The organism is Enterococcus villorum, assembly GCF_007990225.1.
Taxonomy (GTDB): domain Bacteria; phylum Bacillota; class Bacilli; order Lactobacillales; family Enterococcaceae; genus Enterococcus_B; species Enterococcus_B villorum.
The window spans coordinates 1-22,191 of the sequence record NZ_BJWF01000012.1; the positions used below are offsets into that span (position 1 = coordinate 1).

The following is a 22,191-nucleotide window of genomic DNA, read 5'->3' on the forward strand; positions in this document are numbered from 1 at the left end:
GCTGGCTATGGAACACCGTGAATAAGGTTGTGAACAGCATGGTCTGCTTCAAGAGTTAAGAACGAAAATACGAAAATAGTTCCTCATATTTTTGGGCTTAATTTCGTAGAAGCAATGCTGTGAACACCGTAGATAAGGTTGTGAGAAGGCTGGTCTGCTTCAAGTAATAAGAACGAACAGAGAAAAATAGCTCCTCATATTTTGAAAAATTTCGACTTATTTCAAGAAGCTGATGTTTGAACACTGTAGATAAGATTGTGAATAGCATGATCTGCTTCAAGAATTAAGAACAAACTGTTGAAAATAATTACTTGTATTTTGAAATTTACCAATCTATTTTTAAAAATGATAAAATATTTCTCTTTATCAAACTAAAAAAGCCATAAAATCGCGAAAATAAACTTATTACTTTCAGATTTTTTGGCTTTTTATTTAAAACTAATTGTATTTATTAAAAAGTTACGCTTTCGATCAAGCAATCTAATGTACTATACACGTTTTTGGAAAGTATCTAAAAGAATTCTAACTTCATCCGTAGATTTAGTATTCATTAGTTGCACACGTAAATCGTTGGCACCTGGAAACCCTTTGACATAAATTTTAAAAAAACGGTGAAGCCCAGTCATTGAACGAGGGATTTCCTTTGCATATTGGTCTTGAAGGTCCAATTGCAGGCGCAAAAGATCAAGTAATTCTTCTGCTGAATGTTCTTGCGGTTCTTTTTCAAAAGCAAATGGATTTTTAAAAATGCCACGACCAATCATGATACCATCTACACCATATTTTTCTACTAATTCCAAGCCTGTTTGACGGTCAGGAATATCGCCATTAATTGTCAGCAGTGTTTGTGGGGCAATTTTATCTCTTAAAGCCACAATCCGAGGAATTAAATCCCAATGCGCTTTCACTTTACTCATTTCTTTCCTCGTACGTAAATGCACAGAAAGATTGGCGATATTTTGTCTTAAGAGATGACTCAACCAACCTTCTAATTCTTCTTTGTCAGTGTAACCAATTCTCGTTTTCACGCTGACTGGTAATCCCCCTGCTTTAGCCGCTTCAATTAATTCAGCCGCAACTTCTGGACGTAAAATCAAACCGCTCCCTTTTCCTCGTTCAGCAACATTTGGCACAGGACATCCCATGTTCAAATCAATGCCTTTAAATCCCATTTCAGCAAGCTCTATGCTCATTTTTCTAAAAAATTCGGGTTTATCTCCCCAAATATGAGCGACCATTGGCTGTTCATCTTCCGTAAACGTTAGGCGGCCTCTGACACTCTCTTTTCCATCAGGATGGCAGAAACTATCTGAGTTGGTAAACTCCGTAAAAAATACGTCCGGTCTTCCTGCTTTTTTCACTACATGTCGAAAAACAACATCCGTTACATCTTCCATCGGTGCTAATATAAAAAAGGGCTTTGGTAACTCTGCCCAAAAATTCTCTTTCATGCAAGACACTCCATTTCATTGCAATTTATCAGTCCATCAAATTACTCATTTTCTAAAAAAACAGGATCATTATACTAGTAAGATATAAAAGAAGCAAAATCCTCGCTTCATTCCTTTATTGCAACAATTTTTGATAAGCTAGTCGCTCATTATCCACGTAATCATCCACATAAACAATACCACAGAATTTAAACCCGCAATGCGCCATGATCCGTTGCATACCACTATTCATTCTATGCGTATCTACTCTTATTTGCGTTATCCCTAATGTCTTTGTTTCTGCTTGCGCAAATTCAATTAAGCGATATGCTAGTTTTTGTCCTCGAAATGCTTTTGATAATGCGATACGATGGATGGTTGTATACGGGTCCGCCTCTTCTTCCCATCTACCTTCAAAGATCTCTTGGTAATTTTTATCTGGTGTTTGTTGTAAAGCCAGTATTCCTGCCACCTCTCCATCGACTAGAAGGACATAAGAAATCGCCTCTTCTATATCTTTTTCGATCGTTTCTATATTTGGATAACCATTTTGCCACTGTGGGCTACCTGTGGCTGCAAGTAAAGATTTGGCATCATCAATAATCTTCATAACAGCAGGAACATCTTCTTCTGTCGTTTTTTGAAACACAAGGGTCATGCTATTTACTCCTTTTTAATTTTCTATTTTATACAGTAAACAAGTTTATAGCAACAACAAATAAAACTTAAAAAAAGAAACTAGGAAAAATAACCTTTTCCCAGTTTCTTCTCCATAAAATGATTTTATCTTATGCAACCAATTAACTTCTCAATCCACGTCCTTTATTGATCAAATACCAACAAGCAGAATATAAGACAACAATAAATAAGATTAAAATAGCAATTGAAACCATAATGGGTACATCCGTTGTTCCAAGAAAGCCATACCGAAACCCAGAGATCATATATACAATTGGATTGACTTTTGAAACAGCTTGCCAAACAGGGGGTAACATCGAAATAGAATAAAAAACACCACCCAGATAAGTCAATGGTTGTAAGACAAACGTCGGCACGATTGACACGTCATCATAGGATTGAGCAAAAATACCATTAATCAAACCTGCTAAAGAAAATAAAATAGCAGTCATCAATAAGGTAATAATAACCATTCCCCATGAATACACATGTAAAGGTACAAAAAATAAGGAAATCATAGTAACTAACGCACCAACAAGTACACTACGCCCTAGCCCACCAATCACAAATCCCCAGATAATCACGTGAGTAGGTACGGGGGCAACTAAAATCTCTTCAATATTTTTCTGGAATTTCTGCGAGAAAAAAGAAGAAGAAACATTCGAATAAGAGCTAGTGATCGCTGACATCATAATTAACCCTGGAACGATAAATTCCATATAAGAAAATCCACCCATATCACCAATCCGTCCACCGATCATTTTTCCAAAGATTACAAAATATAGCGATGTTGTAATAACCGGCGGAACTAATGTTTGAACCCAAATGCGCAAATAACGATTCGTTTCTTTGATCGCTAAACTTTTTAAAGCGGTAAAATAAAGACTAAACATTTTTTCCCTCCACATGACCATTTTCTTCTGTAATTTTCAAGAATAATTCTTCCAAACGATTGGATTTATTTCGCATCGAAAGTACTTTTACACCTTGTTCACTTAATTGATCAAATATGCCATTCACCCCTTGGTTGCGTTCGACTTCCACCGCAAGTGTCCGCTCATCTTCAAACAAATAATTGTATCCTTGAATAAGTGGTTTCTGGTCATAAGGAGCCAAATCAAAAATAAATGTTTCAAATTGCAGTTTTGAAAGTAATGATTTCATACTCGTATTTTCAATCAATTCTCCTGATTGGATAATCCCAATATTTCGACAAAGCATTTCCGCCTCTTCTAAATAGTGAGTGGTTAAAATGATGGTTGTGCCTTTTTCGTTTAATTCACGTAGAAATTCCCACATTTCTCGTCTTAATTCAATATCCACGCCCGCTGTCGGTTCATCTAAAATCAACAGCTTAGGTTCATGCATCAATGCTCTAGCAATCATTAACCGCCTTTTCATTCCACCAGAGAGCATGCGGGCACGAACATTTCTCTTTTCCCAAAGATTGGATTGCTTTAGGTATTTTTCACTGCGTTTTAACGCCTCCTGACGTGAGACACCATAATAGCCTGCTTGGTTCACTACAATTTGTTGAACCGTTTCAAAAGGGTTAAAATTAAATTCTTGTGGCACCAAGCCAATTTGTTGTTTCGCACGAACCAAGTCAGTATCAAGGTCATAGCCAAAAACTTTCACTTCACCAGAAGTTTTATTTACAAGCGAAGTGATAATACCAATAGTCGTGGATTTTCCAGCACCGTTTGGGCCAAGAAGCGCATAAAAATCACCTTCTGCTACTGTTAAATCAATCCCTCGCAACGCTTCAACTCCCGTTGCATATACTTTTTTTAAATTTTTTATTTCAAGAGCCTGTGTCATTGGTTTAACAATCTCCTTTTTATCTAATTCACAATTTTCTATTGTACCACGGAATGGGCAGATTGAACGAAGAAAAGAACTAAAAAACGTTGCTTAAAAGAAAATAATGACCACTATTGCTGTTCATCGATTTAATTGTAGAAATTCACCTCTTTTAATCCAATTTAACCAAAACAAAAGATAAAATAATAGCGCATAAACTTTAAAAGCCACAAGATTTCAATTAATCTTGCGACTCTTTTTACGGCTATTCAAACACACGCCATGTTCGATTCTGATCAAAAAACGTTGCTTCTTCCTTTGCATTTTCCACTAATTTATCGGGATAATCCAATACTTTTAACAATGCAATCGCATTTCTAGTTGTTGCTGGTCCTTCTTTCAACTGAAAATCAAAACTAATCCCTTTTTCTGGTGTGACTTGTTCTTCAAAATGAACATTGTCACATTCATTTTTTAGAATCTCTGTCAGTTCAATATCATGTGTTGCCACAAATGCCAACGAAGGATAATCCGACAACCATTTCACTACCGAAGCAGAAGAAGCAATTCGCTCAATCGTATTGGTTCCCTTTAAGATTTCATCAACAAAACAATAACAATGTTCTTTTGTTGCCACTTTATCCAATAATCGTTTGATTGATTTGATTTCTGAAACAAAATAGCTATCCCCTTCGAATAGATCATCTTCGATTGCCATGGAAGTCAAAACATGTCCATGTTCTAATGTAAACTTTTCAGCTAAAACAGTTTGAATACTTTGCGCTAAAATACAGTTAATCGCAATGCTTTTTACATAAGTTGATTTCCCTGAAGCATTCGATCCCGTGACTAAGGTATTGTTCTGCCATTCCACCGGATTGACCACTGCTTCTGATAATAGCGGATGGTAACAATCTTTTGCAACGACACCTCCACTGACAAACTCGGGTTGGCAAGTAATCGGCATATATGTTCGATAATTCAGCACCGCTGCCGCAACTTCCAGTTCTCCTAATAGTTCCCAGACCTTCATTGCTTCATTTGTCTTCTTTTCTAATTTATTAATAACAAAATGGTAAGAAATAAACGGAAGCATAAACATCATATTCAAGTAATCAAATATAATTTCTGCCTCTGATCCACTTTTTACTCGAAAAGAAAAACCAAATTTAGGGATATCCTTTAATGGCTTTATGTTTTTTTGTAATTCAGCTTGTAATGGAGATTGGATTTTTGCCAATTGATTCGCCGTTGAAATGGTTGAAACCAAATAACCCATACTATTGAGCTCTGTCTCTAACGTCTGTTTTTTTACTTGATAATAAATCGCATTAAAGACTAAACTGCCTATCGCTAAATAAAAACCAAAAACTTGTCCTACTAAAAAAAGAATAAGTCCAAAAATTGGTAATAATCCTAGTAAGGTAAATAAACCGATATGCCCAACTTTTTTGCTTTGACCATCCGCTAGGTATTGTTTCGTAAAATTCCCATCTTTTTTACCAAATCGAGCAAACTGATATTGGATCCTTTCACGTACCGCTGGTTGTTCCTTATAAAAAGCAATCAGCTGCTCCAAGCGTTGATCCTTAACAAAATCAAAGCTACGTAATCGTTGATACAAAGCTTCCGATCCAATGCTAGAATATGTTAAATTGATTCCTTCAAACACTTCGAACATATCCAAATCATACCAAGTCAAATCATCCACTTCACTCTGCCAAGAACGAAACTTTTTTTCTGTCAACCAAGCTTCTTTTAAACTTTCCTCTTTATCAAAACGAGGTTGATAAGGCAACTTCCCCCATTTCTTGCGAACCTCTTCTTTTAATTTGTGTCGTGAATTTATTTCCAAACCAATCAGTAAAATAATGACCCCAAGAATCATTACGGCAATAAATTTTTTTTGATCCATGCTTTTCTCCTATCTAACGTTGTTTGCTTAAGTATAGCATTGAAAGAAAGAGAACAAGAGCGGTTATTGATAGATAACTGAAAAAATATATTCGCGTTTCAAGGGATAGTTTAAACGTAATGGAAATACAAATTTTTTAGTTATCTGTCCTTCAGTTTTTCTAAGATTAGTTCAATGTCTTTTCTTAATTGTTCTATTTGACGTTGCGTATCTTCATTATTTTTTTGAAGTATTTTTAAAGCATAAAGACAAAAGACTAAAAATAATCCTAAAAGTATCATACTATATATGGGTATAAACAACTATGCATCCTCCTCAAAGGTGTTTTTATTATTTTCTAAAAATTCAGAAATAGCTTTTTCAGTATAAACACCATCTAATCTGGCAACAATCTTACCTTTAGAGATGATCAATAACGAAGGTATCACAGCTAAATTGAGTTTTTCTGCTAGTGCTTCTAAGCTTTTCTCGTCTTTATTTCGAGCTACATCAGTTCTATAATAATTGGCTTTTACACCCACATTTTTTAACACATTTCGAAGTGTAGGTTCGAACTCTTGGCATTGAACACAAGTCGGTCTACCCACATATAATAAGAATGTATCTGAATTTTCAAGCTTTAATTTTAACATCTCTGTCTTTATCTCAGGTAAAGTATTATTCATCCCAAATCCATCTGTTTTAAAAAAAATCAATAAGAATAATACTCCAAAGAGACACAGCCATGATATAACTATGCTATTATTTTTAACAAACTTTTTCACATCTTATCAATCCCACATTCAAAGTTTAAAACAAGCTACTACAGAGCTCATTGTTCCAGTACCTAAAGCTACAAAACCACCAACACATGCAGCACAAATAACTGGGATAGCTGGGCATGAACCAACACAAGCTCCTGCAATTACTGTCGCAACATACTTGCTAATACCAAGAACAACAACAAGACAAGCAACTTTATTAGCAAATCCTCTACTCTGAGGTAACAAAGCTCCCTGTTTTTGTACATTCTTCATATCCTTTTTAATTTGTTCGTTAGATAAAAAATCTTCATTAAGTAAATTAGATTTCATCAATTTTCCGTTTGCATAAGTTTCAATTTGGGTCTTATTGTTCAATCCCTGGCTAATAATAGTTTCTTGATATCCTTCATTTTTCCCACTACAACTATAAGTAACCGTCAAATTGCTAAATAAATTATAGCCATCACCTACTATGGGAACTGTAATCATATAAAAATCCTCTGAATTTTGTGTAACTTGTAACACTTTTGCGCTTGTCAAATCTAACGAGCTTTCGGGTACATGAAAAACAATATTCCTATTGCGAAGCTCACTTTGAAATCTTGTCTTGATTTCACTATTTTCTGTTGTACTTACTAATTTTGTAGTTTCCATAATATCAGACATTTTTTCAAGCGTTTCTAATTCTTCGTCCGTAAAGTCTGAGATTAGTTTTGCATTTGTTACCCTAGAAAAAACTACTTCATTTGCAGAGACACTTAAAACTGGGATAAATGAACTACCTAATATCAATAACAGTGCAAAAATTGTTCCAAACTTTATTACAGTTATCTTACGTAAATTTTTTACTAAGTATGACATCTAAACTCTTCCTTTATCTTTTACAATCCAATTAATTTTTTTATTAAGTGATACTTTAGTTACATCCTCCTTTCATCTCTAGAAAAAATGAACAAGCGAAAATCTCTTCACCACCCCACTGTCAATCTATTACTGATTTTTAACATTAAATGCACACCTTCCATGTTTTTATTTTAACTACTATGTTATTATGATGAAAAATACAAATTATTTTTTATTTTGTGTGTAATTCATGCATCGTAATTATAAAAGAACGGAGTGTTAATATGGATATCTGGGAATTGCTCAAGAAATTACGTATTGATAGAGGGATTTCTAAAAAAAATTAGCTTATAATATAACTACAAGAGATACATTATCTAGATATTAAAATGGAAAAAACAGTATACCTTTCGTTATTTTATTGAGATTACTCGATAGATTAAATATAACTATGGACGAATTTATCCTATATTTAGAAGTTGATAGCGTACGAGATAAAAATAAAAAGATAAAGAAATTTATTAGTGATGTTAAAGAGAATAAAGGTTCCCGAAAGTACACTTCAGAAATACTTAGAAGAAAAGCATATACTACGCAAAACATCGTTGATATCCGTAATTATTTACTAATAAAAACTTTTGATTGGTATGCTCTGCCCAGAGAGAAACGTAAGCTGAACAAAAATGATAGAAAATATCTAGATCACTTTGCCAATTATTTAGAAAAAGTAAATGAATGGGGAAGGTTTGAAATGATCAGTTTTAGCTCATTACTATTTCTTTTCAATACAAACTATATTTCCCAGAGACTTAAAGAAATCGAAAAAAAAATTTCAAAATACAGCGACTTTGAAATTTTTCATTCAATATTATCCAGTCTTTATAATAATGCTTTTCTTTTAATGTTAGAACGTAAAAATATTCGCTTCTCTAAACAATACTTACAAAAACTTGAAACTATTCAACATAGATCATTATTTGCAAAAAATACTCAGATATCTGTTCAATTTTATAAAGCACTAATCTTTTATATAGAAAAAAATAACAAAGATGGACGAAAACGAATGATTGAAATTTTTCAAGGTCTAGAATTATTAGAGCTAAATAGTTTAATCAATGAATTTAAATGTGATTTAATAAAATTCGAAAAGCTTTATTCTATTCCACCGATTTTTGAGTAAATATATCACTCTATAATGAAATAGGCCATTCAAGCTGGAGAACAAACGACACTTCGCACAAATTCTTTTCACTTACACTAGTAGAAATATGTCGGTATACATAGATTAACTTAACCACCACATCCATTCAGTTAAAGACCAAAGTAAATACTTTATAAATAACATATATCATAAACCGAGTTATAATTTTTAGTAAGCTTGTATGTGAGAGTGGCACAACCATAGAACCAATTTCTAGAGCGCTTACTCATTCTGATACAAAAGCTACCGCAGTTTATGTGAACACACTAAACATTGTTGATCTTATCCTCTTATGAAAAATTTGAACCACTATTGAAGAAGCAAAAAATGGAAAATGAATAGCAGGTTTAAAAAGTTCGTGCCCATTCATTGTCGTGCCTAAAAACACAAAAAAGACACTCTCCAAAATTGGAAAGTGTCTGAAAAGTTAGGATCAAGGTAACTGCGCTCAGCATTGCTTTGCCCAGTACGATTCTAGTAACTCGAATGATAATCGCAATTAATGTTTTGAGAATTGTGATTTTTAAAAATTTTTCGAGATTTGCTCTCACGTGTAAATTAACATTAGATTAGATGGATACCATATCAACTAATCGCATTTGAAAAACTGCGAATTCTCCCGTTTTCCATATACTGAGCAGTCTCGACACTCAATTAACTGGTTTAATCAATTGTGAAATCTGCTGTTGCTTTTCGTTCTGTATTCCAGAGGGTATCACGATATACTACATCAATTCTAAAGTGAGTATAATCTTTATAATCATTAATTTGAGTTTGATATTTTATAGTGAAAACAAAGCCTCCACCAGTCGCACTTTGTTTATCTAAAACAACTTCTGAACCATTTGACTTAATTCCAATTAATTGATTCGTAGTAAAAATGTGGCTTCCAGGATTAATTAGAGACACACCATCCTGAAAATTTAATTTATTTGTTGTCTTATTAAAAGTGTGAACAGCCATTTCAAAGCTATCCGTTATTCCTTCAAATCCTATGTAAGTAAGAAAATTTAATTTGCTCTCTTCTTGTGGTATTAAAACATTTAATGCGCTAGAAGATTTAACTATCTTATCTTGTGTTACTACCTCTGCATTAACCAACAATGGCGAACATGCTGAAAAAATAGTAAAAGAAGTCAACGCTCCAGTAATAATTTTTTTAATCATATAAAAATCCCTTTCAGAAATATTTTTTGTTCTTAACAAAAAACGTTATTTAAATAATTAATAAAACATATTATAATAGTTATTATATAACTATTTATTCGTTTAGAATCTAACTTTTTATCGACTACTAAAACCGATTTAAATAGTTAAATATAAAACATTTCATAACTATCATCCACCCCCTTTAAATTTTAAAAACATCCCAAAAAGTTATTTTAACATACTCATATATAAATATTAATAATTATTTTAAAATTCATTTTTCAATATTTTTTCCAACTATTAACTTCATTTTTATCATTCCTTGTTTAATATATTATTTGGTATTAGTAGCTTTTTATACAAATAACATTTCTAACGTTATTTATAATTATGACGATATAATAAGTAGAGCATCAATCTCCTTCATACTTACCTAACCTATACACTAAACAGTAAAATAAAGAAGCCAACAGTTCAGAAACACTGTTAACTTCTTTTTAATTATAATGATTCACTTTTTAAAATCGAAATATGATTTTGGATTTTATTATCAAATATCATTCTAATTTATGGTATTTAAGTTATTCTATATGAGATTGCTTCTACACCATATTATATAGCTGATTTTACATCGTAAAAATTAATTACAGTACTTAGAATATATACTGGATAATTTGATCGATTTTAGCCATATCTTGTTATGCTACACTTTCGATTTTTCTTCATTTTCTTTTTTGAAATCAAATGCTTTTAATTGTGAAATAAGTACTTTTACATTTGTATCCAAATCTTCTGGTAAAGAATAACGTATAGATAGTTTTTTTACAGTCGATGTAATTGGACATATAATGGCAAACATTGTTTTACAATTGAAATTATATAGAGAAACCATTACTCTAAGCCTTCTTTTTTGAATCGCTTTTCCTATTGAAGGATCAAAATCAATCCAAACAATAACTCTTTTTTCAGGTATACAATTTCTTTCTGCAATCATTAGAGGATTTCTCGTCCTACTGGCGTTAAATCTTCCCACGCACCTTTTTCATAACATTCTGTCTCTTCTCTACCACTAAATAAGTCTTTAATTTTAGGAACCAATGTAATTATATATACACTTGTTCTAACGAGTTTCAAATGACACATTGAACTGATATTTTTAGCTATTCAAATTTCAATTAGCCTCCTTGATTTGCAAACTGCCGATTTTATACTTCTAGTGCGGGACAGTGAAACGTATTACGATTTAAATTCATTTATTAGCTGATACTTAGTCGAACGCCCTTGCCCAACTTTTTGAACCTTATTCTCTGTTTGTAGCTCAGCCAATGCCCGTTCTATCGTTCGCTGGCTAATATCCGGCAACAAACTTTCTAAATCAGCTCTGCTTAGAGGGTCAAAAGATTTTTCTAGTTCTTCTACTACTCTCTCAGCAGGTGTTAGCTCACGATTGATAATCATCTCGAAACGATCTGAAAAGTTTTCATAAGCTCGCAAAATGATTCCAACGAGATAACGAACAAACGGCGTATAGTCCTGTTCATTTTCCAACCAACCGACAGAACTTGCCTCTAACGCCTCATAATAGGTTTGTTTTGATTTTTCAATCAGCATCTCAATACTGATATACTTACCAACTAAATAGCCTGACTTGTATAGCAACAACAATGTCAACAAGCGGGACATCCGCCCATTTCCGTCACTAAACGGATGAATCGAAAGAAAGTCTAAAACAAAACAAGGAATCAACAGTAAAGGATCTATCTCAGCCTTCTGAATGGCTTGATTGTATTGGTAACATAAGCCTTCAATTAAATCCGGCGTCAAATACGCCGGTGCCGGTATGAAGCGAACTCGCTCCTTGCCTTCCAAATCTTTTTCTGTAATGACATTATCGCCACTTTTGAACTTTCCTTTATAGCTTTTAGCCGAGTAATTATAAAGATTTTTGTGTAACATTAAAATATCGTTTGGCACTACGCGAATGTACTCGTAGCTATCATGAATCAGTTTCAAAACATCCCGATAACCGGCAATTTCTTCTTCATCACGATTACGGGGGTTAACCTTTTCGGCCACGATTTGCTTCAAGCGGCCATCCGTCGTTGCAATCCCTTCGATTTTATTAGAAGCTTCTGTACTTTGAATCAAAGCCAAATCCGTTAGCTTATTTAAAATCTCTGGTTTTGTGGCAATATAGAGTTCTTGTTTTCCTTTATATTCATGAATCTTGGTCAGGATATTCAACAAGTCATAACTGAGAGTGAGTTTATGCAACTCACGGTAATCAAATTCTTTCACCGCCATCCACCTCTTTTCTCCGCCATTTTATCTTATTTGGCGGTAAAAAACAAATAGTGGCGGAGAAAATTCAAAAATTCTTCTTTTAAAGTATTTTCTATCGAAAGAACAATATGTTTTGAAGAGCTTCATGCCTCTTAGAACTTATATCAGTAAAAATTAACGTTTTAAAAAAAAACTTGAAAATAAATACCAAGTAGTCCAAATTTCTCGTTAGAAAAAAATCGGTAAAGCATTGGGTTGAACATATGAATGTGTTCTTCCAAAACTCCGATTTGAAAAATCAGCGTCAAAGTTAAAAGCGTAAAACCCTGTAATCACGAAGGAAACTTTAGTTGAAAAAAGTATGGTAGTTTTAAAAAGCTCGTACCATTGCCGTACCAAAAATACAAAAAAGACACCTTCCAAAAAATGGAAAGTGTCTGAAACGTTGATATAATGGTATTCTTAACGTTTTGAAAATTGTGAAGCTTTACGTGCTTTCTTAAGACCTGGTTTTTTACGTTCGACCATACGTGCGTCACGAGTAAGTAAGCCAGCACGTTTAAGAGCTAAACGGAAGTCAGGATCAACTTCTAGCAATGCACGAGCGATACCGTGACGGATAGCTCCTGATTGTCCAGCGTAGCCTCCACCGTTTACGTTAACAAATACGTCATAAGCGCCTTTTGTTTCAGTAACAGCGAAAGGTTGATTGATTACTTCACGCAAGTCAGCATGTGGAATGTATTCTTCAACATCTTTTTTGTTTACAGTAATTTTACCAGTTCCTGGTACTAAGCGTACACGAGCAACTGCATTTTTACGACGGCCTGTGCCGATATATTGAACTTGTGCCAATGAAATTCCCTCCTATTAGATTAAGTTTGTAATGTCTAAAACTTCTGGTTGTTGAGCTGCATGCGGATGTTCTGCTCCAGCGTATACATTCAATTTTGTAAATTGTTTGCGACCTAAAGTATTTTTAGGAAGCATTCCTTTTACAGAAGTTTCGATCAAACGACGAGAATTTTTAGCACGCAATTCGCCAGCAGTGATTGATTTTAATCCTCCTGGGAAGTTTGAGTGACGGTAATAAATTTTATCAGTCGCTTTTTTACCTGTTAATTTCACTTTGTCTGCATTGATTACGATGACGAAATCGCCAGTGTCCAAATGAGGTGTGAAAGTTGGTTTATTTTTACCACGTAGCACAGATGCAACAACTGTTGAAAGACGTCCCAATGGAACATCAGTTGCGTCTACTACATACCATTTACGTTCTACTTCGCCTGGTTTGGCCATATATGTTGTACGCACGTTAGTTTCCTCCAATTTAAGTTCTGATGTTTGACATACACTTCGAGTTTCCGGGGCTCTTTGTGGGGCAAACAATACCATTTAACATATTACCTGCTAATCCCCTTAATGTCAACGTTTTTTCTTACTGTTGAAAAACTTTAATTTTTGTTAGCAACTGATCGACGTATTTCTTCTTATGACTAAAATTAGAAGTAGTTATTTTTAATTTGATAAAATAAAAACTGCAAGGAAACATCTTTCCTCACAGTTTTTACTATTATATAGGATACAAACTACTACTTAAAAATTACGCATCAATTTCTGGTGCTTTTCCTAAATGGGCTTGAATCATCCAGATGCGTTTTTCCGTCGCTGTTTTAAATTCGATAAAAATATCTTGTGTTGGATCGTCGCCTTCTTCACCAGAGACTTCAATTCCTTTTTGATAAAGGTCTGCTAAATAGCGATAGCCTCTTACAAGGATTTCCAAGCGTTCTGGAATTGTACGATCCCAACGGCCAACTTCATCAGGAATTTTTGTGTTGTCAGCAAATTCACGTAAAGTTGAATAAGGAGAACCATCTAAGGTAATCAAACGTTCTGAGATTTCATCTAATTGTTCATTTAAATCGTCCATAAATTCATCCATCATTGGATGCAATGTTAAGAAACCTGGTCCTCGCATATACCAATGTGTTTGGTGAACAACGACAGACATTTGACTCAAATCTGCCACTAATTGATTTAATACTTCTTTTGTTTGTGAAAATTTCATGTTCTTTTCTCCTCCTAACTTTTGTTTACAATTAAAGCATAGTAAACTTTGAAGCAAAAGTACAACAAAATCAATTAGATGAGAACGATTTTCATCATAAAATTTCCTTAAGATCACGTTCTAACGATAATGGTTTATCTAGTGACCAAGCAGCATCCACCACTTCTATTATTCACCCTCTTCTTTTTTTCAATATTCAATATTTTACGTAATTGTGTTAATGGCTGATAAGTTCGCGCTAACTGTTTTTGTGTTTCAACAAAAACCGGGTAAACTTTTTGATAAACCTCGTGAACATTTTCTTGTACTAAAACTTGTGTCTCTAATTGTATCTTTTCGGTGACCTCACTTAATTCAGTGATTTTCCCGATACTTTGCCAACCTAAAAAAACAGCACCTAAAGCGGAAGATTCAGTTACAGTTGGAAAAACAAGTGGATAACCAAGAACATCAGCCATTAGTTGTCGAAAAATAACTGAATTTGAAAAACCACCCGTCGCTCTAACTTGTATGAACTGTTCTTCTTTACAAATCCCCGACAAAATTCTTTTGAGGTTTAAACAAATACCTTCTAAAATAGCCCGCATCATTTCTTTTTCTGTATGGTTTCTTTGTAACCCTAAAAAGCTGCCAGAGGCTTCTGCTTCCCATAGTGGTGCTCTTTCTCCTAATAAGTAAGGCTGAAATAGTAAGCCATTGGCACCTGGGGGCACAAAAGCAATGGAAGAAAGTAGCTCATCATAGGGATTTTCACCATGAGCAATGGCTTTTTGTGTCACTTCCTGCATCAATGTTTGACTTGCCCAATCAAAGATTCCTGCTCCATTACTCGTAGCTCCTCCGATGATCCAATGCGTTTGATCAAGTACATAACAAAAAGTTTCCATTTCTGGATGTAGATACGGTTCATTGGTAATAAATCTTATTGCTCCACTTGTTCCAACAGTTAAAGCAACAATATGTTCGCCAAATGCTCCTAACCCTAAGTTGGATAATGGTCCGTCAGCACCTCCCAGAACAAAAGATATATCATTTCCCAAACCTAATAATTCTCGCATATCTTTTTTTAAGCCACTGATTTTAGTCGTTGGAGGAAACAATTCTGGCAACTGATTTTGATTGATCTTTAAGTATGCGATGATTTCTCCAGACCAAGTGAATCGATGAATATCAAAATACCCTGTACCTGAAGCTGTGCTATAATCACACATTAATCGTCCAAAAAAGCGATAAAAGATATATTCTTTTATTCCTATAAAATAGGCCGTTTGCTTGATCAGCTCTGGATGCGTTTCTTTTAGCCATTTGATTTTAATAAGTGGTGTCATAGGATGGATGGGTGTTCCTGATTGTTGATAGAACTGTTTTCCTAATGGTTCATGCTTTAATTCTTCTGCTTGGTCTTTTGCACGATTATCCGCCCATGTGATCATACGAGTTAGCGGAAGTTTATTTTCATCTAATAAAATTAAGCTATGCATGGCTGACGAGAAAGAAATCACTTCAATCGTTACCTTTTTAGGCAGATTTTTCATCACTTCTCGGATCACAATACAAACACCATGAAAAATCAAATCTGGGTCTTGTTCAGCCATTCCTTGTGTTTCCTGGATCATGGGGTTAAGAAAATAATTTGAAGCCACTACCTCTGCTTGTTCGTTAAATGCAACAGCTTTTGTTTGCGTCGTACCGATATCCACGCCGATGGAGATTTTCATTTTGTCACCTCGTAAAAATTTTATGATGCTTGGCGTATCTTTCTTTAAAAGGAGGATACAGCTATGTTTTTTTATTTTATCATTGGTTGTAGCATTGGCTCGTTCTTATGCTTAGTTGCGCAACGCATACCTAAAGGACACTCTATTATTTACCCACGATCACATTGTGTCAACTGTAACCATCCATTAACTTGGAGGGAAATGATCCCACTTCTTTCGATTTGCCTCCAACGTTTTCGTTGTCGTCATTGCCATTGTAAGCTTTCCATTATCTATTTTATGGCTGAGTTTATCTGTGGGAGTTTATTTCTCTGGTTTTTTTACTTTCCCCAGAATTTAGATGGGATTCTTGTTTTTTGGTTTTTTTCTGCCTTTTTGCTTTCTTTAATGGATTGTTTTTACTTGATGATCGAAGCAAAAACACTTTACTCTATTTGGTTTATCTTATGGCTTTACTGGTTTATCAACGGGGAATTTCAATGGATGACTTTTATTCCTCTTCTAGTGATTAGTTTTTTCCTTGTACACTATGCTACTCATTTTTTAGGATTAGGAGATGTTTTCGTCATTTTAAGTTGGAGTGGCGGTCTAACGTTTGAACGTTTCAGTCAGTTATTATTTATTGCTAGTTTACTAGGCTTACTGTTTTTTCTTTTTTTTACTGCTAACAACAAAAAAGAAACGAAATTGCCTTTCGTTCCATTTTTGAGTATCGCTTTATTCTTGGTTCATTTATTTTAGCTTATAAAAGTCCGTACTTTTCCATACTATCAATCGTTGCTAGTAAGACTTTTTTATTGGTTCCTAGAGGTTGCCAACCTAATTGTTCTTTTGCTTTTTGATTACTGATGTTTCGGTTAATTGAAAGCATCAGTGCACCTTCCTTTGCTCGCTGATTAAATAAGGCACTTACTTGGATCAACCAATTGGGTATTTTTTTTGCTTGAAGTTTTTTTGCAAGATTTGGTCGTTCTTTTCTTATAATTTCTGCCATTTCAAATAAAGAAATTTGTCCATCACAACTGGCAATAAATCTTTGTCCATTTGCTTTTTCACTTGTCATCGCTCGAATGTGTAAATCTGCTACATCACGCACATCAACAATATTCAATGGAAGTTGAGGCGCCCATTTATCTTTGAACAACATATCCAATAAAACAAAACTGTTCGATACATGTGGGTTAAGACTAGGCCCCAAAATGGCCACTGGATTAATAGTAGTCAACTCCAAACCATTACCTTCTTCTTCAATAAATTTCCAGGCTGTACGTTCAGCAATCAATTTGGATTTTTCATAAATAGAAAGTCCACGTTCTTCCAGAGTTGTCCAATCCTCTTCTGTGGTAGATCGAGTTGACGTTTTCTTACTAAAACCAATTGCGCCACAATTCGAGGTCATAACGACTTTTTTTACTTTCATTTTTTTTTGCCATTTTTAACACTCGTAAAATCCCATCTACTGCTGGACGAATGGCTTCTTCCTCATTTTTTGGTATTTCAAAGAACACAGGAGAAGCTACGCTTAATACATAAGTACAATCTTTCATTGCTAGTTCCCAGTTTTCATCTTTTGAAAGATCTGCTTTGATAAAAGTCAATGGATGCAATTCTCTCATACCCTGTTGCTTCAAAAGACTTTTTACATGTTCTTCACTTTTTTTAGAGCGAACCGTTGTCTTCACTTCATAACCTTGTTGCAATAACTGCAAAATAATTTGACTCCCTAAAAAACCAGATCCGCCAGTCACTAATACTTTTTGTTTCATTATTTATTCCTCCAAAACTTTAGTAATGAATTGATTCTCTTTATTTCTAAAGAAAGCTGTTAAGATAAAATTGGCTTTCATTCATTTTCAAAGATGAATGAATTCATGAACTTTTTCTTACGTTTCAAGTAACTTGACTTAGCTTACTACCTAGACTATAGTTTAGGTCAAATCATTTCATTAGAAAGAGGAAGAATATGAACAAAACCTATTCCATTGGAGAAGTTGCTGAAATGTTTCACCTATCTATTTCAACTCTTCATTATTATGATAAAAAAGGCTTATTGCCCTTTGTAGAAAAGAATGACTCAGGTCATCGTGCCTTTACAGAATCGGATCTCCAATTTATTCAAACAATTTGTTGCTTAAAAGATACGGATATGCCAATCAAAGATATCCGCACATATATCAATTATTGCATGGAAGGCCCCAGTACAATCGAAAAAAGGAAGGCTCTTCTACTCGCTCACAAAAGACAAGTATTAGCAAAACAAGAAAAAATAATTAAAAGTTTGGAAGGCATTGACCAAAAGATTGAACATTATAGCTTAAAAAATGCTGATTCCTTTATAGAAGAACAACTTGCTTATGCAATGGAAGAAAAACGGATTAACCATTTAGCTAATCCGTTCAAAAAAGTGTCATTTTCATCTAAATAAAAATCACCATAGATTCGCTTATTCTACACTCAAAGAAAACCAGCTTACCTACTTTACTCAATGTTCGCCAGTAAATAGAGTCGTTTGTTTATCTACTTTTAATCCATATTTTAGGCGCTGCTGATTTATTTTTCAGACCAATGTTTACGTAAAAAACCACCACGACCAGAGCCTTCTCGATAAAGGCTGTAGTGCAACTTATTTTTCTTGTAATAATCTTGATGGTAATCTTCTGCAGGGTAAAACTCACTTCTAGGCTCAATTTTTGTAACGATAGGATGATCAAATCTTCCACTTGCTTGTAGTTTTTCTTTTGATTTTTCAGCAATTACTCGTTCTTCTTCATTGCTATAATAGATAACTGGGCGATAAGAGTCCCCTCGATCAGCAAATTGCCCAAATGCATCGGTTGGGTCTGTTTGTTGCCAATAAATCTCTACCAGTTGCTCATAGGAAATGATAGACGGATCGTATTCGATCTCCACGGCTTCCGTATGGCCAGTGGTTCCGGTTGTTACTTGTTCATAAGTTGGGTTGGGTACATGTCCACCAGTGTAACCAGACATCACGGAAATAATTCCTGGTTGTGTCTCAAATGGCTTAACCATACACCAAAAACAACCACCTGCAAAAACTGCTTTTTTCGTCATGCAAAAACCCCCTTTTGAACATCATACCTTGATTTCCAAAAGGAGGATAACATTTTGTTTGTGTGAAATAAAAGAGGCATAATCAACTATTTGGAATACTTTTAAAGAAACACCTTTTATTTTACCCCTACCCGGTATTTTTAGGTTATTATTCCACTCTTGTGGATAACTCTAACACTTTTATCTGTCATTTTTTTCCACAGAAAAGAAAAAATATTTTTTCATTTCCTTTGTGGATAATTACCGATATGCTATACTTTTCTGCGAATCTATATTTTTATTTAGCAAATTTTCAGATATATGGGGGGAATATGGGTGTTCAAAAGCAATGCTCGATACAAGCAACCGCAACAAGCATCATTCAATAAATCAACAGAACCTAATACTAAGATACCCAGTCAAAAAATGGACTTAAAAGCTAACTTAGAGACCTTGATCAAGATCTGTACAAATAATTCTTCAAAAAGACAAATAGACCATCCACAAGACACACTTCGTTCGCTTGAAGAAATACTCGGTTCAAATTCGATTATGTACCGTTTATTAACTGAACAAAAATCAGTATTAACGAGTATCCCTGATCAAAAGAAAGATCATTCGCTGGAACACTTAAAGGTATTCCTTATGAATTTTCTGTTTCAAAAATATGTGTTTGCTTATTTCCTAATTAACAGCTTAATTAATTATGAAAACCATCATAGTTAGTAGATTCTACTGACTATGATGGTTATTCTGATTTGATAACGAACTAAACACTTGAGACCTTAGTCATTTTGACTTTAGTCTCAAGTGACAAATCGATTAGATAAGTTTATTTTCTATTAAGTTCTTTTTTGTTTTCTCCAACGAATGTTTTTTAATAGACATCTATACTAATAGTAATATCAAAAGTCACACTTCCATAATCATTAGAAAATGTACCAGTAGCTTTTATTGTTGCTACCCCATTTTCTACTCCTTGAACTGTTGCTAATGGATGTATTCCAGATTCCAATATACCAACACTCCCAGAAGGATAAACATTTATAATGCCTCCCTGAATAAATAATTGTTGATGATTATCTAAAATTTCGTTGACTAATTCAGGAACAATCCCCCCTTTTACATTATTAATATAAGTATCTTCTCCCCAATAATACCCCTTTGGGACTGCAAAGAAGATGGCCAGTGGTGTATGATTTCCTGCAGGTGGCGCTGTTAACAAGACTAAATTAGTATCTTTTGGTCTAAATCTAAAGAAATTATTAGGCGCACTGAATTTTAATTGTATCTGTGCTTTAACACTAACTTGGTTTGTACGTACTATTAGACGTTTTTTTCTAGAAACATTACCTGATGTATCAACTGCTTCAATTTCGTACTTGTAGATTGTATACGGCATTAAATCGTTATCAACCCATTCTGTTTCCTTGATATTCTCAGCGATTTTTTTACCATCACGATAAAGAGTGTAACTTGCTACTTTGACGTTATCTTTTGCCTCATCCCATTTCAACTGTACACTTCTTGACCCTATTTTTTCTGCCTTGAAATTAGTCACTGGGCTTGGAGGTTCTGTATCTGGTAAGGTCTTAACGTTAATTTCTTCACTCGTACTACTATTTCCGGATTCATCATAAGCTATAAGCTTTATCGTGTAGTTAGTTTCGAGGTACAACTGTTTAAATTGATAGTTAGTTGTTTCTGGATCCAATGTTGCGAACGCTTTATTATCTTTATAAATTACCATATATGACACACCAACATTGTCCTTTACTTTATCCCAAGAAATATCTATTGTCGTTGTTCCAACATTGTCTACTTTTAATACTGGAACTTCTGGTGGCTCGGTGTCCTTAAGCGTCTTCACTGTCAACCACTTAGAGTGTTCCGATTCTCTACCATCTGCAGTAGCCGCTGTCACACTAAATTTAGTTGTAGTATCAGGTTTTAATCCCACTAAATTACACGATGTTCCTGTTACTGCCCTATATGGGGTTGTTTGACCTTCTTTATATATTTTATACACAAGGTTTCCTTCACTTGGAACTGCATCCCAAGTAAGCGTCGCAGTTGTCCAACTAATATCTTTTACTTTCAAATTAGTTGGTGCGTCAAGATGTTTAAACGTTTTCACAGAAACCCATTCAGAGTGTTCCGATTCCTCACCATTTTCCTTAAGTGCTGTGACATTATATTTAGTTGTGGTATCGGGTTTTAATCCAGTCAATTGATACGACGTACCTTTCACTTTAGCTATTGGTTTTTCTTCACCTTCTTTGTATACGTTGTACATTAGTTCACTCGCCGATTCATTCTTAGGTGCATCCCAAGAAAGCGTTGCAGCTGTCTCACTAATATCTGTTACTTTCAAGTTGCTTGGTACACCGAGGGGTTCGGGTAAGTCGATATCAATGACTTGATAATAACTCAGTTGTTGTCTAGAAAGGTTCCAAACTGCAACAATAACATTGTATCCTGGTTTTACTTCTTTAGGAATATTGAGGTTATGAGTAACCGTTTTACCCGATAATTGATCTTTTCCATTAATGACTGTTTTTCCGTTTTCATCTTTTAACGGCATAAATTCATCTTTTGCTAATGGTTTATCGGGATCCCAATCTGGTTTTGTGATAAAATATTGCCATGATTTTGTCGCTTGTTCTACTGGATTTGTCCACGTAATTGCATTCATACCATACTTCATCGACTGCTTTACCCAAGCATCACTCGTCTGTTTATCAATTAATGAATAAACAGGTTCTCCTAGTGAATTATCAGGATGCGCATTATCCGCAGAAGCAATGTTTCCGTCGGGCAGTTGATCAAATGTTTTTGAACTACTCATATTATGATAATCACCCATGGCATTTCCATAAATTTTATGCACAGATGCCCATATATCACTTCCCTCGTCTGGCGCTAATGTATGTCCATAATAAGCACGTGAGGGTGGCGAACTAACATAACCTACGGCATCAACAATATGACTAGCAAACGTTGTAGGTACAATAATTGCAGCTAACAACAGCGATCCATACAACCCCCTTCGAAAAAGTTTATTCTTCTTCCTAATCTTTTCCATCATCCATTCCTCCTTAATTATTAGTACAAACAAAGTATAATCAACTTTTTTCTTAAAAAGGGGTGTGATTTTTTTTAAATAAACAAAAAAATATGAACTAGATATTTTATTTTTTACTTGTTTTGTTACTAATTACTAAAGATTATTGTGGGTCTATTACGAAATAAAAAAGAATCCCCACATTAGTTTTCTATTTCATTGCAGAACCCTCTAACTAT

The 22,191-nt window shown here is 34.3% G+C and carries 22 protein-coding genes and 2 pseudogenes; 4 read left to right on the forward strand and 20 right to left on the reverse strand.

Features of this window, described 5'->3' with window-relative positions:
• Positions 1 to 488 precede the first annotated feature (488 nt).
• The 8 genes from EVI01_RS06215 to EVI01_RS14045 all read right to left on the reverse strand — a co-directional run bounded on the left by EVI01_RS06215 (position 489) and on the right by EVI01_RS14045 (position 7,430).
• Positions 489 to 1,451, reverse strand: a complete 963-nt coding sequence (locus EVI01_RS06215; RefSeq protein WP_010750103.1) for a tRNA dihydrouridine synthase — start codon at positions 1,449 to 1,451, stop codon at positions 489 to 491.
• Positions 1,452 to 1,566: 115 nt separating this feature from the next.
• Positions 1,567 to 2,088, reverse strand: coding sequence for a GNAT family N-acetyltransferase (locus tag EVI01_RS06220; protein WP_010750102.1), 522 nt, complete (start codon positions 2,086 to 2,088; stop codon positions 1,567 to 1,569).
• 142 nt (positions 2,089 to 2,230) lie between these two features.
• Positions 2,231 to 3,001, reverse strand: a complete 771-nt coding sequence (locus EVI01_RS06225; RefSeq protein WP_010750101.1) for an ABC transporter permease — start codon at positions 2,999 to 3,001, stop codon at positions 2,231 to 2,233.
• On the reverse strand, positions 2,994 to 3,929 hold the full coding sequence (locus EVI01_RS06230) for an ABC transporter ATP-binding protein (RefSeq protein WP_010750100.1): 936 nt from the start codon (positions 3,927 to 3,929) through the stop codon (positions 2,994 to 2,996). Before EVI01_RS06230 ends, EVI01_RS06225 begins: the two co-directional genes overlap by 8 nt.
• Before the next feature lie 247 nt (positions 3,930 to 4,176).
• On the reverse strand, positions 4,177 to 5,826 hold the full coding sequence (locus EVI01_RS06235; RefSeq protein ID WP_010750099.1) for a MutS-related protein: 1,650 nt from the start codon (positions 5,824 to 5,826) through the stop codon (positions 4,177 to 4,179).
• Positions 5,827 to 5,966: 140 nt separating this feature from the next.
• Positions 5,967 to 6,128, reverse strand: a complete 162-nt coding sequence (locus tag EVI01_RS13645) for a hypothetical protein (RefSeq protein ID WP_010750098.1) — start codon at positions 6,126 to 6,128, stop codon at positions 5,967 to 5,969.
• Complete coding sequence (locus EVI01_RS06240; RefSeq protein WP_244150177.1) at positions 6,129 to 6,590, reverse strand: thioredoxin family protein; 462 nt, start codon at positions 6,588 to 6,590, stop codon at positions 6,129 to 6,131.
• An 18-nt stretch (positions 6,591 to 6,608) separates the two neighbouring features.
• Entirely contained in the window at positions 6,609 to 7,430 is an 822-nt protein-coding gene (locus EVI01_RS14045) for a hypothetical protein (protein ID WP_010750096.1), read from the reverse strand.
• A 433-nt stretch (positions 7,431 to 7,863) separates the two neighbouring features.
• Between EVI01_RS14045 and EVI01_RS06250 the strand changes: the two genes are divergently transcribed.
• Positions 7,864 to 8,592, forward strand: coding sequence for an Rgg family transcriptional regulator (locus EVI01_RS06250; protein ID WP_010750095.1), 729 nt, complete (start codon positions 7,864 to 7,866; stop codon positions 8,590 to 8,592).
• Between the two features lie 684 nt (positions 8,593 to 9,276).
• Here EVI01_RS06250 and EVI01_RS06260 read toward each other — a convergent pair.
• The 8 genes and pseudogenes from EVI01_RS06260 to EVI01_RS06295 all read right to left on the reverse strand — a co-directional run bounded on the left by EVI01_RS06260 (position 9,277) and on the right by EVI01_RS06295 (position 15,834).
• Positions 9,277 to 9,780, reverse strand: a complete 504-nt coding sequence (locus tag EVI01_RS06260; protein ID WP_010750085.1) for a hypothetical protein — start codon at positions 9,778 to 9,780, stop codon at positions 9,277 to 9,279.
• A 680-nt stretch (positions 9,781 to 10,460) separates the two neighbouring features.
• Positions 10,461 to 10,756: pseudogene (locus tag EVI01_RS06265) on the reverse strand (type II toxin-antitoxin system PemK/MazF family toxin).
• Positions 10,756 to 10,866: pseudogene (locus EVI01_RS06270) on the reverse strand (type II toxin-antitoxin system PemI/MazE family antitoxin); the annotation flags it as partial. The pseudogenes EVI01_RS06270 and EVI01_RS06265, both read right to left, overlap by 1 nt.
• A 132-nt stretch (positions 10,867 to 10,998) precedes the next feature.
• On the reverse strand, positions 10,999 to 12,066 hold the full coding sequence (locus EVI01_RS06275) for a Fic family protein (protein ID WP_010750083.1): 1,068 nt from the start codon (positions 12,064 to 12,066) through the stop codon (positions 10,999 to 11,001).
• A 441-nt stretch (positions 12,067 to 12,507) separates the two neighbouring features.
• A complete protein-coding gene (rpsI, locus tag EVI01_RS06280) occupies positions 12,508 to 12,900 on the reverse strand; it encodes a 30S ribosomal protein S9 (RefSeq protein ID WP_002287505.1) in 393 nt (130 codons plus the stop codon).
• A gap of 15 nt (positions 12,901 to 12,915) precedes the next feature.
• Complete coding sequence (gene rplM, locus EVI01_RS06285) at positions 12,916 to 13,344, reverse strand: 50S ribosomal protein L13 (RefSeq protein WP_035008022.1); 429 nt, start codon at positions 13,342 to 13,344, stop codon at positions 12,916 to 12,918.
• Positions 13,345 to 13,648: 304 nt separating this feature from the next.
• Positions 13,649 to 14,116, reverse strand: a complete 468-nt coding sequence (locus tag EVI01_RS06290) for a Dps family protein (RefSeq protein WP_010750081.1) — start codon at positions 14,114 to 14,116, stop codon at positions 13,649 to 13,651.
• Between the two features lie 134 nt (positions 14,117 to 14,250).
• Positions 14,251 to 15,834 carry a gluconokinase gene (locus EVI01_RS06295; protein WP_010750080.1) on the reverse strand — a complete coding sequence of 528 codons (1,584 nt, stop codon included), beginning with the start codon at positions 15,832 to 15,834 and terminating at the stop codon, positions 14,251 to 14,253.
• Between the two features lie 63 nt (positions 15,835 to 15,897).
• On the opposite strand from EVI01_RS06295, the gene EVI01_RS06300 reads away from it, so the two are divergent.
• Positions 15,898 to 16,575 (forward strand): prepilin peptidase, encoded by a 678-nt coding sequence (locus tag EVI01_RS06300; protein WP_010750079.1) that lies wholly within the window; start codon positions 15,898 to 15,900, stop codon positions 16,573 to 16,575.
• 1 nt (position 16,576) lies between these two features.
• On the opposite strand, the gene EVI01_RS06305 is transcribed toward EVI01_RS06300, so the two are convergent.
• Positions 16,577 to 17,254: a Rossmann-fold NAD(P)-binding domain-containing protein gene (locus EVI01_RS06305; protein ID WP_010750078.1), complete on the reverse strand. Its 678-nt coding sequence runs from the start codon at positions 17,252 to 17,254 to the stop codon at positions 16,577 to 16,579.
• Positions 17,202 to 17,600, reverse strand: coding sequence for an NAD-dependent epimerase/dehydratase family protein (locus EVI01_RS14050; RefSeq protein WP_010750077.1), 399 nt, complete (start codon positions 17,598 to 17,600; stop codon positions 17,202 to 17,204). Before EVI01_RS14050 ends, EVI01_RS06305 begins: the two co-directional genes overlap by 53 nt.
• A 197-nt stretch (positions 17,601 to 17,797) precedes the next feature.
• On the opposite strand from EVI01_RS14050, the gene EVI01_RS06310 reads away from it, so the two are divergent.
• A complete protein-coding gene (locus tag EVI01_RS06310) occupies positions 17,798 to 18,259 on the forward strand; it encodes a MerR family transcriptional regulator (RefSeq protein WP_010750076.1) in 462 nt (153 codons plus the stop codon).
• A 125-nt stretch (positions 18,260 to 18,384) separates the two neighbouring features.
• On the opposite strand, the gene msrA is transcribed toward EVI01_RS06310, so the two are convergent.
• A complete protein-coding gene (gene msrA / locus EVI01_RS06315) occupies positions 18,385 to 18,909 on the reverse strand; it encodes a peptide-methionine (S)-S-oxide reductase MsrA (RefSeq protein WP_010750075.1) in 525 nt (174 codons plus the stop codon).
• Between the two features lie 315 nt (positions 18,910 to 19,224).
• Between msrA and EVI01_RS06320 the strand changes: the two genes are divergently transcribed.
• A complete protein-coding gene (locus tag EVI01_RS06320) occupies positions 19,225 to 19,614 on the forward strand; it encodes a hypothetical protein (RefSeq protein ID WP_010750074.1) in 390 nt (129 codons plus the stop codon).
• Positions 19,615 to 19,765: 151 nt separating this feature from the next.
• On the opposite strand, the gene EVI01_RS06325 is transcribed toward EVI01_RS06320, so the two are convergent.
• Positions 19,766 to 21,973 (reverse strand): fibronectin type III domain-containing protein, encoded by a 2,208-nt coding sequence (locus EVI01_RS06325; RefSeq protein ID WP_186808771.1) that lies wholly within the window; start codon positions 21,971 to 21,973, stop codon positions 19,766 to 19,768.
• Positions 21,974 to 22,191 lie beyond the last annotated feature (218 nt).